A 19,641-nucleotide genomic window follows, 5' to 3' on the forward strand; every position below is an offset into this window, starting at 1 on the left:
TTGCCGCCATGATGAATATTTTTCATTTACAAATGAAGGGGAAAAATAGATTATTCATCAAATCCTAAACTAGTCATTCCATTTATGAGGAAATATGCCCGTTTGGTGAATTAACGTTTGCGTCCATCTCCTATGTGGGCGAAAATATGGCTCCAAAATTTGCAGCAAAACATCGATACGGACAAGTGCCGAGCCTATGGTATTCGGTGTTTTTTAGACCTCATAAAAACAAGCAGGAGAGAGCATGTCATCTCGTAAAGAACTCGCAAACGCTATCCGCGCATTAAGTATGGATGCCGTTCAAAAAGCTAATTCCGGTCACCCTGGAGCACCTATGGGTATGGCGGATATCGCTGAAGTGCTTTGGAATGACTTCCTTAAGCACAACCCTAATAACCCAGAGTGGGTTGATCGTGACCGTTTTATCTTATCTAACGGCCATGGTTCTATGCTTATATACTCTTTGCTACACCTGTCAGGTTATGCACTGCCTATCGAAGAGCTTAAGCAGTTCCGTCAGTTGCATTCTAAGACACCAGGTCACCCTGAATATGGTTACACACCAGGTGTTGAAACTACCACAGGTCCACTAGGCGCTGGTATCAGTAACGCCGTAGGTATGGCAATTGCTGAGAAGACATTAGCGGCTCAGTTCAACCAACCTGGTCACGACATAGTCGATCACTTCACCTATTGTTTCTTGGGTGACGGTTGTTTGATGGAAGGCATCTCACACGAAGCCTGTTCTCTAGCGGGAACCTTAGGCCTAGGCAAGCTCATCATGTTCTGGGATGACAACGGTATCTCTATCGATGGTCACGTCGAAGGTTGGTTCACCGATGACACACCAAAGCGCTTCGAGGCTTATGGTTGGCATGTGGTTGCTGGCGTAGACGGTCATGATAGTGATGCTATTCGTGCCGCTATCGCAGAAGCTAAATCGGTTACCGACAAGCCGACTATGATCTGTTGTAAGACTGTTATTGGTTTTGGTTCTCCTAACAAGTCAGGCACTCACAACTGTCACGGCGCACCACTGGGTGATGCTGAGATTGCGGCGACTCGTGAATTCCTAGGCTGGAAGCACGGTGCTTTTGAAATCCCTGAAAATGTTTACGCAGGTTGGGATGCTAAAGAAGCTGGCGCGACTAACGAAGCAAGCTGGAATGACAAGTTTTCTGCCTATGAAGCTGCATTTCCTGAACTAGCGGCCGAATATAAGCGCCGCGTGATCACTGGCGACCTACCTGCAGATTTTGAAGAGAAGGCACAAGCTTTCGTTCAAGAGTGTCAAGATAAAGCAGAAAGCATTGCCAGCCGTAAAGCATCACAAAATGCTATCGGTACATTCGCTGCTATGTTACCTGAAATGTTGGGTGGCTCTGCCGACCTTGCAGGCTCTAACCTGACTCTTTGGTCTGGTTCTAAAGGTATTCAAGACGATCCAGCCGGTAACTACATCTACTATGGTGTACGTGAATTCGGTATGAGCGGTATCATGAATGGTGCATCACTTCACGGTGGTTTCATCAACTATGGCGCAACCTTCATGATGTTTATGGAATATGCACGTAACGCGGTACGTATGTCTGCGCTTATGGGTATCCAAAATGTCTGGGTTTATACTCATGATTCAATCGGTCAAGGTGAAGATGGTCCGACTCACCAGCCGGTAGAGCAGCTCGCTAACCTACGTATGACTCCAAACATGACTGTTTGGCGTCCATGTGATGCGGCTGAAACTGCGGTTTCGTGGAAGTCAGCTATTGAGCGTCGCGATGCTCCAACATCACTAATCTTCAGTCGTCAGGGTCTTAAGGCTCAAGCACGTACTGCTGAGCAGTTGGCTAACGTTGCTAAAGGCGGTTACACCTTAATCGATTGTGCTGGTACACCTGAGCTTATCCTTATTGCTACTGGTTCTGAAGTTCAACTAGCTGTCGATTCAGCTGCTGCACTAACAGAGCAAGGTAAGAAGGTGCGCGTGGTTTCTATGCCTTCTACTAACGAGTTCGATAAGCAAGATGTGGCTTATAAAGAGTCAGTATTGCCAAAGTCTGTCACTAAGCGTGTTGCTATCGAAGCGGCCCATGTTGATTTCTGGCACAAGTATGTCGGATTCGGCGGCGCAGTTGTTGGCATGAGTACCTTCGGTGAGTCGGCTCCTGGCGCAGACTTGTTGAAGCACTTTGGTTTCACTGTTGAAAATGTTGTAGCGACTGCGAACGAGCTAGGTTAACCGGTTCATGTAGCATTGCATCCCCTAGCTTGTTAGCTAGGTAACGGCTTATCTCATGTGGCTTACTTTAAGCGACAAATAATGGGGTAGGCCGTTGTTACATCTGATAGAGTACGTCTCGTCTGTTAAGGGGATAGGATATTTATCAAAGGTCATTGAGATACAGCTAGTGATTTCTGATAAATACCAGTTTTTAAAATAGTCTTTTCACATGGATGTTGAAATAAGCAATTTGACATTTCGGCTTGAGTTTTATCTTAGTCTTCTGGGGTTTCCCTTGAGTTAGAGATGTCGATTCCAATATTTCCTATAGGGTATAAGCGCTTAATGATCAGAGTCGCAATTAATGGTTATGGCCGTATCGGTCGCTCAATTCTCCGTGCCGTTTATGAGTCAGGTAAGCGTGACCAGATCCAGATCGTCGCCATCAATGAACTGGCTAAACCCGAAGCCATTCTTCATCTCACCAAATATGACACTACCCATGGACGTTTTCAGTCTCAAGTTGAATTGAGTGCGGATGAAAACTACCTGCATCTAGGTGATGATGTCATCAAGTTACTCCATCAAAAGGATGCCAACAAACTGCCCTGGGCGGAGCTGGATATCGATATCGTCTATGAAGCTACTGGCGTGTTATCCGATAGAACCAGCTGTGAGGCTCACATTCATGCGGGGGCCAAGCAAGTACTCATCAGCCATCCTTCATCCAGTGATGTGGATGCGACTATTGTTTATGGGGTGAATCATGAACTGCTACGGGCTGAGCATACTGTCGTATCTAATGCATCCTGTACCACAAACTGTATTGTGCCTGTCATCGAAGTGTTAGATAAACACTTTAGTGTGAAAAGTGGCGCAATCACCACCATACACTCGGCGATGAACGATCAGCAGGTGATCGATGCTTATCATGACGATCTGCGTCGTACACGAGCCGCGGGTCAATCGATCATTCCCGTGGACACTAAGCTGGCTCGAGGCATAGAGCGAATACTCCCGCAAATGAAAGACAAGTTTGAAGCTATCTCGGTGCGGGTTCCCACGATAAATGTCACCGCCATTGATGTATCGGTAACTTTAGCCTCTAAAGTCGATATTGAACGTGTAAATCAGGTGCTTAGTGATTCGGCCAAAGGCCTGTATAAGGGGATATTGGGCTATACTGATGAGCCTCTGGTGTCCTGTGATTTCAACCATGACCCCAGATCTAGCATAGTCGACGGTACTCAGACTCGAGTGAGTGCCGGTCATCTGGTTAAGTTGCTGCTTTGGTGCGATAACGAGTGGGGCTTTGCCAATCGAATGCTAGATACCAGTTTAGAGATGATTAAGGCGAGAAGAAGCGCTTAGAAGCTTTTAGTTCCTAGTTCATAGATTCAGTACCTAGGCACTGATCCAATTTTATCTGATGGCCAGGTGTTTTGTCCCGGCGGTCAGAGTGAGACGAATTGATTTACCCTTTTTTAATTTTATCTTTTAATTTTTAACTTTTAAGGAAACGTAAATGGCGATTATTAATATGTCAGCGTTGGATCTACAAGGTAAGCGTGTGCTTATTCGTGAAGATCTGAACGTACCTGTGAGTGAAGGCGTTGTCACCAGTGATGCACGTCTTAGGGCTGCATTGCCGACGATTAAGCTGGCGCTGGAGAAAGGCGCTGCCGTGATGGTGATGTCTCATCTGGGTCGTCCAACGGAAGGCGAATTCAACAGTGAATTTTCTCTCAAGCCTGTAGTCGACTATCTGACTAAGGCATTGGATTGTCCTGTGCGTTTGGCTAATGATTATCTCGATGGTGTGGAAGCAAATGTTGGCGAAGTGGTCGTATTCGAAAACGTTCGTTTCAATGTTGGCGAAAAGAAAAATGATCAAGCCCTAGCGAAGAAGCTTGCGGCTCTTTGTGATATCTATGTGATGGATGCTTTTGGCACCGCGCACAGAGCTCAGGCTTCGACTCACGGTGTGGGTATGCATGCACCAATTGCTTGCGCCGGCCCTCTTCTTGCCAATGAACTTGCCGCTTTAGGTAAGGCGTTAGACAATCCAGCTCGTCCCTTCGTGGCTATCGTAGGTGGGTCTAAAGTATCGACCAAGCTTACGGTATTAGAGAGTCTGTCGGGCATAGTCGACCAGCTCGTGGTCGGTGGTGGTATCGCCAACACCTTCATTGCCGCAGCAGGACATGAAGTGGGTAAGTCTCTGTATGAGGCTGATCTTATTGATGAGGCTAAGCGCCTGGTAGCGAATGCCCAGAGTCGTGGTGGTGATATTCCAGTACCGACCGATGTGGTTGTTGCCAGCAAATTTAGTCCCACTGCCAGCGCGACGCTCAAAGATGTGAGCGAAGTGACCAAGGACGATATGATTTTCGATATCGGTCCCGATAGCGCGCGAGCCTTAGCCAAAATTATTCAAGGTGCCGGTACCATAGTCTGGAACGGTCCTGTAGGCGTGTTCGAGTTCGATCAATTCGGTGAAGGCACTAAGCATATCGCTTTGGCTATTGCCGAATCTAAGGCGTTTTCTATCGCAGGTGGCGGTGATACGTTAGCGGCAGTGGATAAATATAACATTGCCGACAAGATCTCATATATCTCTACCGGTGGTGGTGCTTTCCTTGAGTTTCTCGAAGGAAAAGAACTTCCGGCCGTAGCTATGTTAGAATCTCGCGGAAAATAACAAACATAAGCTGATTTAGAGTGAAATAACGCTCTTATAATTATAAATAACCTTTAAATCAGCGGTAAAAGAAACCGTGCTTTGGTTAAGCTCGATGCTAAGACTTAGGTCTGAATATTGTTTTTGACCTAGGCACATAAAAATCAATCCAAGCGATAGTGACCTCGGTGATTCAAATACTTAAGTAATAAAACTTAAGTGCTAGTCTTACCCTATTATTGGAGTAAAAAATGGCTTTAATTTCCCTACGACAAATGTTAGATCATGCTGCTGAACATGACTATGGTGTACCAGCTTTTAACGTAAACAACCTTGAGCAGATGCGTGCAATTATGCAAGCTGCTGAAGCGACAGATAGCCCAGTGATTGTTCAGGCTTCTGCTGGTGCGCGTAAATATGCACGTCCTCAGTTCCTTAAGTATCTGATGGCTGCAGCTCTTGAGCAGTATCCTGATATCCCAGTGTGTATTCATCAAGATCATGGTACAGATCCGGATATCTGTCAGCGTTCTATTCAACTTGGCATGTCATCAGTGATGATGGATGGTTCCTTGATGGCCGATGGTAAGACACCAGCTTCTTATGACTACAACGTAGGTGTGACTCGCAGGACTGTTGCTTTCGCACATGCTTGTGGTGTGTCTGTAGAAGGTGAAATTGGTTGTCTTGGTAGCCTGGAGACAGGTGAAGCCGGTGAAGAAGATGGTATTGGAGCTGCGGGCATCTTGACCATGGATCAGATGCTAACCACGCCTGAAGAGGCTGCGCGTTTCGTCTCTGATACCCATGTCGATGCATTAGCTATCGCTATTGGTACTAGCCATGGTGCTTATAAGTTTAGCCGTAAGCCTACCGGCGAAGTGCTGCGTATCGATCGCATCAAGGAGATTCATGCCCGTATCCCTAACACTCACTTAGTGATGCACGGTTCTTCATCTGTGCCTCAAGAGTGGCTTAAGGTGATTAACGAGTATGGCGGAGAGATCCCTGAGACCTATGGTGTGCCATTAGAAGAGATCGTCGAAGGCATTAAGCACGGTGTGCGTAAGGTCAATATCGATACCGATCTTCGTTTAGCATCTACCGGTGCGGTACGTAAGTTCTTGGCCGAGAATCCAAGTGAATTCGATCCTCGTAAATTTCTTAAAGCTTCTATGGAAGCCATGGCCGATATCTGTACCACGCGTTATGAAGCATTTGGCGCAGCTGGCATGGGCTCTAAAATTAAGCCTAAGTCACTGCAAGCCATGTATAAGGCGTACCAGTCTGGTGAGTTAGATCCACAGATTAAGTAACAGTTAGTTAAGTTATAATGTAAAAATGCCCGCATCTAGCGGGCATTTTTGTATCTGGGCTTTGCCGACAGTAAGAAATATAGGGGCTTGATTGCTCTTTATTATGTTTGTTTAAATTCATTAATATGTATCATTATTTTCAATTCTGTTTATCGGATGTTAATATTGCGCGGATTTTAAGGCATATGATCTTTCGGAGTAGAATAAAAATGAAAAAATTGCTGATAGCGTCTGCTATTTTGATGGCAGCACCTTTCGCTGCACAAGCTGGTGCTGATTTTGTTGAGGGTGATAAAACATTGGCTGGTGAGGCTGAGATGGGTGCGACCTTGACCACAGGTAATACGGAAACAACTTCCCTAAAAGGTCGTTTAGATCTGAAGCACGAGCTGGGTAACTGGGAAAATCAGTATCTGTTAGAGGCCTTGTATACAGAGGACACAGGTGAAGTAACTGGTAAGCGTTATTATGGTCTGATCCAAGGTAACTATCAGTTAGACGGCACTAGCTATATATTTGTCAACGCAAACCATGAGATCGATCCTTTCACTGGTTTTGACTCTACCTCAACGGTTTCTTCCGGTTATGGTCATAAGTTTATTGATGATGGCAAGACTCTGTTTAATGTTGAAGCAGGTCCAGGTTATAAGTATAAGCGCTTAGACACTGAGAGTGCTGCACTTGCGGGTTACGAAACTTCAGATAGCTGGGTTGCTCACGGGGTGATGAACTACGAAACTGAAATAACCGAGAGTTCTAAGTTTAAGCAGATGTTTGTTGCCGATTATGGTGAGACATTTGAAGGTCGTTCTGAAACTTCAATCACAGCCAATATTATTGGTGCTTTAGCAATGAAATTTGCCATTGTTGTGCGTTACAACGATTCTCCTTTAGATGATAAAGAAAGTACAGATACTGAAACCAATATGACCTTGCTTTACGCATTCTAATCATATTGTATATTAACAAGCGTCACCATGGCGCTTGTTAATATATTTATTTACGCATTTGTATTAACCCTGTATTTACAGGTGTGTTAACTTGTATCTGATGTTTGTTTACTCTTATTAATTGCTTGTGTGCACTGTGTCACGCTTCTTTTCATTGGTTATAGATAGGTTATTGTGAGCGCTGACTCCTGTGATAGGAATCGATACAATGCTCGACCCTAAGATAAATTGAGCCGCTAACTATGCAAATTGGTTGCTGCTGGTTTGATATAAAGCAAACCAGGCTATCAAATCAGGCAAATGATACCAGCTGGAAAATGCCCCTGGTGGAGTTTTCCGTACTCGAACTCTTAGTGCGTTTCAGGGATCAGGTGCTATCTAATGAGCAGTTGTTGCAACAACTTCCCGAAGAACAAAGAACACAAGTAAAGTTACAGCAAGCCGTCGAGAGAGTGAGATTCTTCATGGGTGAACCATCGGATCGGCTTCTTGAGGCCATAGATGGCGAGGGCTTCATACTGCATACCCGCATGAAGGCATCGTTGAAGAAGAGTCTGACCGGCCCTTCCCTTAGCATGTCGGCTAAGCATTACGGCATCCTCATGGCTCAACTTCTTTTATTACTACCGCTAATTTATTGGATGATTGACCCCTCTGTAACAATCAAGCCTAGTCATAAGCTAGAGATCATGACCACAGATGGCCTGATTATATATCACCCTATCTATGGTTCGCCAGAGCAGAAACAAGAGATAGAGGGACAAGTACAATCTTTTTCTGAGCTTTTAAGTCAGTGTAAAAAACGGCCTTGGGATGAGATGTTTTATTCTGTTTCTAAGGATAAAAAAATCGTTAATATCATCCTTAAAAATAACAAATCATCTGAATTAGAAAGTAAGAATGTGAAGGCCTTCTCTGAAGACTCAAATTTCAGTTTTATGGATAAAGCTTGGTTGAATAGGGCAGGAATTTGTGAATTATTTTAGCAAGCATTATCCAGTAGCTAGGTTTCGAATCTGGCACATATCCCTAGTGCTATTCGGCATATTATTGGTGATTTTATTTCTGCATGCTTATGCCTTAAATAGCGCAGGTATTAATCTTACCTGCCGTGGTAACGCTTTTGCTGCTAACCCAGCTGATGATTTATCTCTGGAGCTTAAGGTTAAGAGTAAAGATAAAAAAGTAACCCTAAATTATAGCTTCATCAGTAAGGGGCTAAACCTTGGTGGTATGGAATTTAGAGGAAGGTTAGATAAGCTAGAGGTGGCTAGCATGACCTACAAGCTGAATATTGATGAGGGAGATTTTCGACTCAATTTCGGTCATAAAGTATTGCCTAGTTATATGGAATCATTTATCGACTCGGCCTCTAATGCGCTGGCAAATTCCCATTCTGTTAAACTCGATATCCATGTGTTAGATATGGATACTTCGAATAATTATACCGCGATTCAATTTATCCCTGGAAATAGCATTTGGATTTGTGAGCTCGAGTAAATGGCATAAGACTGAATGCTATTTACCTTTATTCCTCAGAGTTTACATTCGGATTTAATTTACATTCTAAGTGAAGCTGAGGATATTTTTCTGTTAAGCTGGTGATTCATTCAGATATTATTGAGCTAGACTTAGCTCAATAGCTTTATCTAGAAGCCACTAATATTTAACTCTATTTTTATTAAGTCTTTCGTTCATTTCACATCATGTCCTTAAGTTCTCCCATTCGTTTTTGGTTAGTTGTAGGAGCTAAGTGTCTAAGATTAAAGTCAAGCAGGAAGAGTCGCTCTCTATCAAATTTATACATCAGATGAAGGTGGGGGATAACCGACGTCTGGATCTGTATTTTTTCTTGCCTAAAGAGATGGGAATCGGCCCTCAGAGCATGAATGAAGAGCAATATTATCATTCGGCGATTACTGGGCGTCGTTCATATTACTCCAGCGGACTTCATCTTCCCTTGGTTCAGAGTCGTTTTGCCAGCCAGAAGAAACGTACGGTAGAGGAGTTTCGCCTCTATTTGAACCTATTTGCCTATCAATTTTCAGTTGCCATCGAGACGGATAGCAAGGAGCTGGAACAAATTGAGGAGCCAGAAAACTTCTTCAATTCCCTGCAAGGTCTGTGTGACTTGGTGAGTCAATTGCTGAAGAAGTTTCGTCGTAATGAGCCTAGCGATCCTAAATTGAAGTCTTATTTTGAGAATGCCGATAATTATCTTTCCTGGTTCTGTGAACAACGCCTATTAAAACTCTTATCCAGAGCGCCGAGAGGTAGCGAGTACAGTGAGGTATTAGATGCCTCTATTGCCCTGTGTAGGGCTGAGAGCGAACATAGAAAAACTAAGCGGTATAACTCACAACAGACTAAGGACGATCCTAACCGCATCTCCAATAAAATGTTGCTGCTGCGACGCTTAATACAGCAAGGTGTTGTTTTAAAAGAGGAGATGAAAACCTTAGGCATAGGCCTTAAGAAGATGACTACCGGTTTTGCCACGGCTATGGTGATGTTGGTAGTGTCGGCGCTTATTATCAAGGCTCAGGGGGTATTTAGCGGCTTAACCATAGCCCTAGTGTTAACTCTGGCTGTTATCTATGGTTTTCGTGAGATCTTTAAGGAAGACATTCGAAATGCACTCTGGCGCCTGATACAGAAAGGCAGGCCCAAGTGGAGCAGAATACTCAGAGATACCAATAGCCAGGCTCCCATTGCCAAACAGTTAGTCTGGTTAGACTTTATGAAAACTACCGAGCTACCGGATAAAGTCGCTGAGATCCTTAAACGGCGCCATAGACAAAATAAGCTAGATGCCGAAGTGCTGCATTATGGTATTCATACCCGAGTGACCCAAAAAGAGTTTCTGGCTGGCTATACGTCGATACAGGAACAGGTAAACTTTAGCTTAGCGCCATTCGCCCGCCATTTGGAGCGAGGCAAGGCGAAGATTTATAAGGAACAAGATGGCAAGATTAGTAATGACTCGGTGGAGCGCCGTTATCAGATCAATCTGATTTTAGCCGTGAAAGATGGCAAGGATGAAGTGCAGTACGCGCGTTATAAGATCACCATGAATCGCTCTATGATCATAGATATCAGTCAGAGTGAGCTTCCCGAAGGCATAGAAGCAATAGTATAAGAGACTAGGTTCTAGAAGCTAGAACCTAGTATTTTGTCAGCTTTAACGCGTAAACGCCTGGCAGATATTATGCTCACCAATCTGCTTAGCCCGTTGCAGTGCGACCTCGGCATTACTCAAGTATTGTTCTAGATTTAGCTCAGGATGAAAAGAAGCAATACCCATACAGATACCTTTCCCTAGCCCCATATCATTAAGGCTAGCTAATGATTTTATGGCGTAATGATGCGCCTGATCTGCATCTGTATCCGGCAAGATGAAGATGATTTTACCCAGTTGCCAGTGAGACATTTGGTAATTCGATGGCAGTTCTCTGAGAAGAAAAATCTCAACTTCTTTCTGTCTGCTTTCCAGTAGGCCTACATCACTCATATGACTCAACATACTCTCAGATGTTATGTCTAACAGGAGTAGGCTGGATCGATCCTTACTACTCTGCTCTAAGGAGTTGAAGTAGCTTTCAAGATCTCTATAGTTGACCAAGATAGTCGAGCGATGGGGCACCAGTACACCTGACTCATCATGATTATTCTTGGAGATCGCCTTTTCGAAGGTACAGACCACATAATCTAGCTCACCAGATGCATCTATATGGCTCTTGAGTGTGGCTTGCAAGCAGGTATTAGTGCTCGAAGCACCACATAATACCTGACCCTTCCAACTTCCCTGAAGTAAGATAAGTTGAGAGATCTGCGGCCAATTATTGCCTAACTCATTGGGTAAAATGTCGATGATATTGGCACAGTCAGTGCCTAATCGCATCTCTTGTTCAAATGCAGGGTTAGCACGAATAATGGTGCCATCGGTTTGAATCAGGGCCGTAGGCACCCCATTATCATTCAAGGCTGTACCTAGGTAGGCATCTTGACGGGCTTGCTTAAGCTGGCTGACATCTTCGAAGGTGATGACCAGATAGCCCTTTTGTTTATCTTTAGAAGCCTGGGTTTTAATATGGGCGATTAACTTGGTCTGTGTTTCGGTTCCCATATCCAGCTCACCTTTCCATTCTTGCTCTTGCTGGATCTGAGTAATGATGCCTGCATAGTCATAGTCATCGTTATCAAGTTGCAGAATCCTCTGTAGGTTACGATCCAGTAGTTGATCTTGAGGTAAAGATAGCTGAGTCGCCGCCAACTCATTGGCCGAGATCACCCTATTATTGTGATTGACTATGATGCAGCCCACCTCTCGATCGAAGAGGCGACTCGATAGCTCTATGCTGAACTGTCTGGACCTTTGCTCCAGGCGATAAAAATGACTAAGAAAAATGAGAATTGAGGCCAACAGAGTCAGCATTAAGGCACAGCCTATAAGAATAGTGCGCCACTGAGAGAAATTGGCTGCTATATCGGCATTACGTACATAGGAGACCAGGAAGTATTCCCTGCGGGTCTCGTACTGAGTCGTTAGCTCAACTTTTAGATAGACAAATGTGGCGTTATCACCATGAAACTGACCGAAATTACTCATAGCCATCTTACGCCATAGCGCAGGATAGCTCTGTTTCAGGCTGCCACCCATGGTATCGGGAACACGTTTTAATGATGGTCGTGAATCTGCACCTGCATAGAGTAATCCCTGAGTATCCAACATCAATAGTGGTGATTGAGAGCTGGAATAGGCGGGCTTGATAGTCTTTAGCATCTTAGACATAGAGTTATATGTTACTAAATAGCCTCGAATACTCTGATCGGGATTTTCCAGCCAGGCAAGTTGATAGTGGTAAGGTTCTAGCTTGCCATTGACCGGGCTAAATTCCAGTGGAGAGATGTAGATTTCATTGCCGCCCATGTTTCTCGAGGCGCCGAGCAAGGAAGGGGGCAGAGGTTCATGGCCAAAATCATCACTGGTAGCAAACTTGAAATTACCTTGAGGATCGAACAAGGCGATATCTAATAGCTCGGGAATATTTCTGGTTATCACAGCCCAGTTTCTCTCTAGCTTATCTTGCCTTTTGGTGCTGGGCACATCCAGGTAATTTTTGAGCAATTCCGACTTGGCAAACATCTGGGTACGAAATTGTTGAAATGAGACCTTATCTGCGATCAAGGTGCCTACAGCCTGGAGCTCACTGTATCTCTGAGTCGCCCAGTCTTCCTGTAGTCTACGTTCGCCTAAGGTGATGATGACGTTACTGATAAATATCATGCTGATTATCAGTATGAAGATCTGTGTTGCCACCGATAATAGTCTTTGATTTGACCAATGAATACCTTGGGCAGGGATAAGGGGTGATAGTTTTGGCGTCAACATCTAAGATATTTTATTATTAATTTTATGGGATTCCATACTAGCATAAATCATTTTTTCGAGCACTGTCGGTGATATGGATAGGGCCACAGTCTTGTTTACCTTAATACCCATAGGGGCTAGGGCGCAGGTTCAACTCCAGCCACTTGTCAGGCAAGCTAGCTATTACTTATGTGTATTAAACAAAAATGTCACTGGAGTGATGATAATCCCAGTGACATTTTATTTATGGACAGTGAAAAGCTAATTTAAAACCAATTTAAGCAATAGATACCTATAGCTTTCTATTCATATCCTCAACTTCATGGTCAATAGGGGATAGCGCTTTAGGCTGCCACCACCAGTTGTAGAAGCGGCGGCTAGTGCGCCTGACATCATCGAGTATGATATACAAAAGTGGCACCAGAATGAGTGTTACTAAGGTGGAGAACAAGATACCGAAGGCCAGCGAGGTGGCCATGGGGATGACTATCTTAGCTTGTAGGCTCTTCTCCATTATGATGGGCACTAGGCCGACGAAGGTGGTCATCGAGGTCAAGATTATCGCCCTGAATCGATAACATCCAGAGTCGATGGCGGCCTGAGTGATGGACTGACCCTGAGCCCTGGCCTTATTGACAAAATCCACCAAGATCAACGAGTCATTCACAACGACCCCAGCTAAGGCGACGATACCACAGAGGCTGAGGATGCTCATGGAGAGCCCGAGCATATAGTGTCCAAATAGGGCACCAATCATGCCGAAGGGAATAACCGACATGATGATCAGTGGCTGACTGTAAGATTTAAGCGGAATCGCCATCAAGGCATAGATGGTAAAGAGCGCGAAGAAGAAACCTTGCAGCAGACTGACTATTGTACTCTGCTCATCGGCACTCTCGCCGTCCAGAGCCGTGGATATGCTTGGGTATTTGGCCTCCAGATAGGGGAGGAAGTCCTCCTGAAACTCAGCCACTACCTTAGAAGGTTCGACCAGGTTCTTATCGGCATTGGCTGTGATGCTGATGGCGCGGCGTCCGTCGACCCGGGTGATCGATGAATAAGAATCACCCATCTCGATATCGGCAACCGTAGAGAAGGGAACCGAGATCCCTTTGGGAGTGCGGATCATCATGTTTTCAAGATCGCCCACAGTGCGTCTCTCATCCAAGGGATAGCGCACCATTACCTTCACCTCCTCCTTGTTACGCAGTATGCGCTGAGCCTCATAGCCATAGAAGGCATATCGCACCTGGCTGGCCAGATCCGACAGGGTAAGCCCCTGAGCCTCGGCTTCGGGTTTGATCTTTAAACGGATCTCATGGCTACCCGATGAGAAAGTGTCGGCGATATCATAGACACCTTCATAACTCTTGAGCTTCTGCTTGAGTTCAGTCGATGCCTTAGATAACTGCTCCAGGTTGCTGGAGGTCAGTCTGAAGGCGATATCACCACCGGATTCATTGGTGCTGGCATTGATGCTGATCTTCTTCACCGCGATCAACTCGGGTAACTGAGCACGCCAGGCAGCCGCGATGGCGACACCATCGGCCTCACGGTCTTCACCCTTGGTCAATTCGGCGAACACAAATGCCGAAGTGCGCGAGCTCATGTCGATAAAGCTATGCTTGACCACAGGGTAACCATAATCAGTCTCCATCTGGTCATTCATGGCATAGAGTGCATCTTCTATCTGTTTGACCACCTTGAGAGTGTTGGTCTCTGAGCTACCCTGATCCATGTCTAGCTGAACCTGAATAAAATCAGAAGGGATATCGGGGAAAAATACCCAACGTACCTTGCCGCTGACTACCAGAGCTATGGATAGGATCAGCACGCCTATGAAGATAGCCACCACGTTATATCTCTGCTTGATGCAAGATTCGAGAAAATGGCGGTACTTATGGTGGATGAAGTATTGCACCTTTTCATTGAGCTTAAGCTTGAGGCGTCCCAATGGCCCGAGCTGAGATTTTGGCTTTCTCGGTTTCATATGAGCCAGGTGAGCCGGGAGAATAAGCTTAGACTCGATCAATGAGAATATCAGGCACAGGACCACCACCATGCCGATGGATTTCCAGATAATCCCCTGGGGACCGGAAACCATCAACATGGGCATAAATGCGGCTATGGTGGTGAGTACGCCAAATGTCGCCGGCATGGCCACTTTATTGGCCCCCCTGACGACATTTTCCAAAGAATGACCGTGTTTCTCTATCTCGGTATAGGCGCTCTCGCCGATGACAATGGCATCATCCACCACTATCCCTAGCACCAGAATGAAGGCGAATAGCGTCAACATGTTGATAGACAAGGAGAAGGGCTCTATTGGCATCACTAGCATGGCACCGAGGAAACACACGGGCAGTCCCATCATCACCCAGAAAGCGAGTTTTAGATCTAGGAAGATGGCGAGTATGATAAATACCAGTAGGGCACCGTAGATCATGTTGGAAAGCATCATGTTCAAACGGCCCTTGAGGTAGTAAGTCAAGTCGCCCCAAGTATCTAGCTGAGCACCGGCAGGCAGCGTCAGTCGTCTATCTTCTATATAGTTTTTTACTTGCTCGGAGATCTCCAGAGCATTCTGATCATCGACACTGGTGACCTCTATGATGGCCGCAGGCTTGCCGTTGAAGCGGGTGTACTCGAGGCGTTCCTCGAAGTCATCCTTAATGGTGGCAACCTGTGGCAGCATGATGCGACTGCCATCGGGACGAGTACTGATGACGATTTTAGCAAAGTCTTCGCCAGTATAAGCCTGGCCCTTGGTTCTCAGTAGAATATCGCCATCTTGGGCGCGAATAGAGCCGCCGGGAAGATCTATAGATGACTTCTGTACTGCCTGAGCAACTTGGGAAAAACTCAGGTTATATTCTCTGAGCTTATTTTCCGACACTTCTATGCTGATCTCGTAATCACGGACACCGGTAACTTTGGCGCGAGTCACCGAGGGGAGGCTGGTGATATCTTCGCGAATTGATTTAGCTAATTCCTTCATCTCATGGAGGTTCATATCGCCATACACTGAGACCCAGATGACGTTATTTTCTGGCTTGATACGAAAAATATTGGGTTTCTCGATATTCTCGGGGAAGGTGGAGATGGCATCTAGCCTAAGTTTGGCTTCGTCGAGAATATCTTGAGGGTCATGGCTGTCCTCGACCTCTATGGTGACCATACCCATGCCCTCACTGGCGACCGAAGTGACCTTCTTGATGCCATTGATATCTTGGAGAGACTCCTCAATCTTGATGTTAATCCCCTCCTCAATCTCCTGAGGCGCGGCGCCCGGATAGGCTACCGAGATCTGTATATAGTTAAGCTCAAAAGAGGGAAATATCTCCTTGTTGATAAGTACGGCACTGAATAGACCGCCGACGATCAAGACAAACATGAGCAGGTTTGCCGCGACACTGTTGCGAGCAAACCAGGCAATTAATCCTTTCTGTGACTCCATTATTGGTCACCCGCGTTAGCGAGTCGCTGCTCTTTACTAGATTGCGGATTGTCGACGCCAGTATCTGTGTCATCAGCCTGGCCTAAGATCTTCACCACTTGACCGGCAGACATGTGATTGAGCTTAGTCAGGGAAATACGCTCACCATCGGCCAGACTATCCTTGATATAGACACTATCCAGGTCGGTTCTGACCACATTGACTTCACGGATCTCGATGACATTGTCTTTAGACACCACAGCCACACTACCATTACGCACCAGATGGCGAGGCAGTTTCACGATTCCCTCTACGGTGCGTCCCTTGATAACTGCGGTAACGAAGCTGCCATATTTCAGTGGCATCTGTCCCTCTTTTCGGCCATCTCTGAGGTAGGGGTCCTTGATTTCGGCGACCAGATATACCATGCGATTCTCGGCATCGATAACACCTTCGCTACGTACTATTTGACCTATCCAAGTGACAGTTTTACCCGCGAGAGAGGCGCTAAGGGTGACCTGGGTATCGGGTTTGTCTACAGATTCCAGATAGGCGAGATCTTGATTGGTCAATGGCAGGCGTATCTCGGCGATGCGGGTGTCATAGAGTTCACCTAGATTGGTGCCTAAGGTGACATATTGACCTAAGTCGACATTTCTAGCCTTGATGATACCGTCGAAGGGAGCACGGATTATGGTCCTCTCTAAGTTGCGCTGTGCGCGTGCAAGGGCCGCCTGTTGAAACTTTACATTGGCTTGTTCTTTCTTCAGTTGCGGTAGACGCAGACCCAGTTTGGGCGGGACGCCGCCGTCGAAACCTTTCCAGTCATTTTTAGCCACTTCACCACGGGCCACTTCCTCTTCCAGGGCTGCTTCTGCCTGAGCCAATGAAGCTTGGGCTTGCATCAGGTCGGCTTCATAGTCGGAGGGCTCGATGACAGCGAGTTTATCACCTTTCTTGACTACACCTCCGGCGACAAAGTTAGGCGCAATAGACTGCATTCGGCCCTGCACTTCGGTGACCAGTTGGGTCTTATTCTTGGGGGTCACGACACCATATGAGGGCAGGTTAAGGGAAACCGTTTTTTGCTCTACGCTGAGCACGTCGATAATAGGAACCGGGATTTCATTTTCTTTCTGCTCCGGAGACTCCTTGGTACCGATAAGGATTGCCGCTCCTGCGATAAAGAAAGCAAGTATGAGAAAAGGGGAGGATCTTCTTAATATTATTTTTATCATTTTTATCGCGTATCCATGCTGAAATGTTTCTTGGTTATAAATTACCAGAGTCGGGCGGGGGGATACATGTTTTTTATAAAATATCCATATCTAGTCGTTTGACTTTTAGCCGATATATTGAGTTTGCTCAGGAGCGATAAGGGGGGATTAGAAGCGCAGTTCCTAGAGAAGCCGTTTCTAGTGGCCTAGTTCCTAGGTTAGATAACTCGGCTTTAGCCGGGAGAGAATGAAACCATTAGCCTATTAACCTAGGGGCTAAAGCAGCTCCTACAAACAACGAGCAAAAAAAAGAGCCGCGGTTAGCGACTCTTCTTTTATTAATGAATAAGAATAAAGTGTGTAGATGAAAGATCTACTTCTTCTTTTTCTTCTTACTTTTTTTGCTGAATGTCTTAGGCCCTGGCTTAACCTTGTTCTTTCCTGGAGGCTTAGCTTCCTTGTTCTTAGGGCGAAGATCCTTGATGAATCTGCGTTTAAGGACCTGGTCTATGTAACGTTCAATCTTGCCGACAACGCGAATATCGTGAGCCTCGACCAGAGAGATAGCCGTGCCCTTAGCGCCTGCGCGGGCGGTACGTCCGATGCGGTGTACATAAGTATCTGCAGATCTTGGCATATCGAAGTTGATCACATGACTGATGTCATCTACGTCGATGCCGCGAGCGGCGACATCGGTGGCCAACAGGACATTGACTTCGCCTTTAGTGAAGCGACCTAATGCTTGGAAACGCTGTTTTTGTTCCATGTCGCCACGCATAAAGCTACATATTATCCCTTCTCTCTGTAGCAAACCTTCTAGGCTAGCGACACCTTCTCGGGTCTTAACAAATACTATGGTACGCGTCACATCTTCCTGTCTGAGGATGTTGCACAGCATGGCAAACTTATGTTCTTTATTGTCGGCGATATGGATCCATTGATGGATTTTGGCTTTCTCGCTGCGCGGGGCTTCGGCCTCTACCTTAACTGGATTTGTCAGTAGCTGGTGTGAGAAACGTCCCACATCACTGCCCTCTAACGTTGCCGAGAATAGCATGGTCTGTTTGCGACCAACGGATTCGATGGCTAAGGTCTCGACCGCGGCGGAGAATCCCATATCCAGCATTCTGTCGGCTTCATCGATAACAAACACTTCAACCTCTTCGGCATTGAAGTTACCCTTGTCCAGATATTCCATCAAGCGCCCTGGAGTGGCGACTAAGATATCGACATTATTCTTTAGGGCATCTTCTTGTGGGCCGTAGGGCATGCCGCCTGTGATGATGGCGATATCGAGATCTAGATCCGTCGACAGATGCGAGGCATAACGATGAATTTGGCTGGCAAGTTCACGAGTAGGTGTCAAAACCAGGACTCGGGCCTGACCGCCGAAGCGTCGAGGGAAGTCGATGAGATGTTGGATCGCTGGCAGTAGGAAACTGGCGGTTTTGCCTGTACCTGTGGGTGCCCGAGCTAGTATGTCTTTCTGCTCCATTGCCAATGGAATGGTTTGTTGCTGTATCGTGGTAGGCTTATTATGGCCCATGGCTTTTAATGACTCTAGTAAAATAGGGTCAAGCAGGAAGTCTTCAAATAGCATGCGCAGCGGTCTCAATAAATAATAGCCGCGCATTATACACCAAAAAATACCAAACTAGCTCTTAATTTCATCTAAATTATTAGCCGTTATGGAGATAAACCTTATCCGAGAACAGGCTAGTACTTGAGATAAAACCCTGTGATTAGGCCAATCATCTCTTGGCTGTAACTGCCATCACTTTCCTTGATACAGAAGTGACTCGACTCGACTCTATTGCTCGGCTCATGAGGGAGAGATTGCCTGTGAGCCAACGTAAATACGTGTCTGTGAGGCTTTTTAGCCGCGGAGTCGGCGATATCCATGACCCGGGTCATAGTGAGCTCTGACTGTGTCAGCTCTTCAAGGAAACATGGCATGCTTTGACTGGGGAGGATAAGGCTAGCTGTGCCATCGACAGCCAAGAGACGCGTCATGGCTTTTATTAGACACGAAAAATCTAAGGTGTCGGTATGTCTGGCTTTTGCCCTAAGCTGGTTTTTGGATTGTGTCCCGCCTTTGAAATAGGGCGGATTACAGATGATATGATCAAATTTGATTTGAGTGTTCAGGCGCTGCTGAGCAAAGTCCTGAATTGCACATTCCTCTATTACCAATCTCTCGCCCCAGTTAGAGGCCTTAAAGTTTCTCTCACAAGCTGACGCAGCTGTTTCATCGAGTTCGATTGCCGTGATAGTCGCTGCACTTCGTTGAGCGGCCATCAAGCTTAGCAGTCCACTTCCGGCGCCAATATCGAGAACGTTTTGGGCTCGAGTCAGAGGGGCCCAGGCCCCGAGAATCACTGCATCTGTGCTCACAGGCATGCCACAGTTATGGTCATCTATATGAAATTGTTTGAAGGTAAATGCCATGG

13 protein-coding genes are annotated in these 19,641 nt (G+C 46.0%); 8 read left to right on the plus strand and 5 right to left on the minus strand.

The annotated features are described in order from the left end of the window. Window positions 1–244: 244 nt before the first annotated feature. The 8 genes from tkt (at window position 245) to SVI_RS03425 (ending at window position 10,306) form a co-directional block, all read left to right on the plus strand. A complete protein-coding gene (tkt, locus tag SVI_RS03390) occupies window positions 245–2,239 on the plus strand; it encodes a transketolase (protein ID WP_013049998.1) in 1,995 nt (664 codons plus the stop codon). A gap of 327 nt (window positions 2,240–2,566) precedes the next feature. Beyond that, on the plus strand, window positions 2,567–3,592 hold the full coding sequence (gene epd, locus SVI_RS03395) for an erythrose-4-phosphate dehydrogenase (RefSeq protein ID WP_041419635.1): 1,026 nt from the start codon (window positions 2,567–2,569) through the stop codon (window positions 3,590–3,592). Window positions 3,593–3,746: 154 nt separating this feature from the next. After that, window positions 3,747–4,922, plus strand: a complete 1,176-nt coding sequence (locus SVI_RS03400; protein WP_013050000.1) for a phosphoglycerate kinase — start codon at window positions 3,747–3,749, stop codon at window positions 4,920–4,922. A 230-nt stretch (window positions 4,923–5,152) separates the two neighbouring features. Continuing rightward, window positions 5,153–6,217, plus strand: a complete 1,065-nt coding sequence (gene fba, locus SVI_RS03405) for a class II fructose-bisphosphate aldolase (protein ID WP_013050001.1) — start codon at window positions 5,153–5,155, stop codon at window positions 6,215–6,217. 209 nt (window positions 6,218–6,426) lie between these two features. Then, a complete protein-coding gene (locus SVI_RS03410) occupies window positions 6,427–7,167 on the plus strand; it encodes a DUF481 domain-containing protein (RefSeq protein ID WP_041419636.1) in 741 nt (246 codons plus the stop codon). Window positions 7,168–7,409: 242 nt separating this feature from the next. Further along, complete coding sequence (locus tag SVI_RS03415; RefSeq protein ID WP_013050003.1) at window positions 7,410–8,153, plus strand: helix-turn-helix domain-containing protein; 744 nt, start codon at window positions 7,410–7,412, stop codon at window positions 8,151–8,153. Beyond that, window positions 8,140–8,667, plus strand: coding sequence for a hypothetical protein (locus SVI_RS03420; protein ID WP_013050004.1), 528 nt, complete (start codon window positions 8,140–8,142; stop codon window positions 8,665–8,667). Before SVI_RS03415 ends, SVI_RS03420 begins: the two co-directional genes overlap by 14 nt. Before the next feature lie 253 nt (window positions 8,668–8,920). Then, a complete protein-coding gene (locus SVI_RS03425; protein ID WP_013050005.1) occupies window positions 8,921–10,306 on the plus strand; it encodes a hypothetical protein in 1,386 nt (461 codons plus the stop codon). A gap of 42 nt (window positions 10,307–10,348) precedes the next feature. Here the strand turns inward: SVI_RS03425 and SVI_RS03430 are convergent, their stop codons facing one another. The 5 genes from SVI_RS03430 to SVI_RS03450 all read right to left on the minus strand — a co-directional run bounded on the left by SVI_RS03430 (window position 10,349) and on the right by SVI_RS03450 (window position 19,639). Beyond that, window positions 10,349–12,559, minus strand: a complete 2,211-nt coding sequence (locus SVI_RS03430; protein ID WP_013050006.1) for a PAS domain-containing protein — start codon at window positions 12,557–12,559, stop codon at window positions 10,349–10,351. A gap of 271 nt (window positions 12,560–12,830) precedes the next feature. Further along, window positions 12,831–15,995 (minus strand): efflux RND transporter permease subunit, encoded by a 3,165-nt coding sequence (locus SVI_RS03435; RefSeq protein WP_013050008.1) that lies wholly within the window; start codon window positions 15,993–15,995, stop codon window positions 12,831–12,833. Next, on the minus strand, window positions 15,995–17,212 hold the full coding sequence (locus SVI_RS03440; protein WP_013050009.1) for an efflux RND transporter periplasmic adaptor subunit: 1,218 nt from the start codon (window positions 17,210–17,212) through the stop codon (window positions 15,995–15,997). The genes SVI_RS03435 and SVI_RS03440 overlap by 1 nt, the downstream gene beginning before the upstream one ends. Window positions 17,213–17,564: 352 nt before the next feature. Continuing rightward, on the minus strand, window positions 17,565–18,791 hold the full coding sequence (gene srmB, locus SVI_RS03445) for an ATP-dependent RNA helicase SrmB (protein WP_013050010.1): 1,227 nt from the start codon (window positions 18,789–18,791) through the stop codon (window positions 17,565–17,567). Window positions 18,792–18,907: 116 nt separating this feature from the next. Beyond that, window positions 18,908–19,639, minus strand: a complete 732-nt coding sequence (locus SVI_RS03450; RefSeq protein ID WP_041419637.1) for a tRNA1(Val) (adenine(37)-N6)-methyltransferase — start codon at window positions 19,637–19,639, stop codon at window positions 18,908–18,910. Between the last annotated feature and the right edge of the window lie 2 nt (window positions 19,640–19,641).

It is taken from the genome of Shewanella violacea DSS12 (assembly GCF_000091325.1).
Taxonomy (GTDB): domain Bacteria; phylum Pseudomonadota; class Gammaproteobacteria; order Enterobacterales; family Shewanellaceae; genus Shewanella; species Shewanella violacea.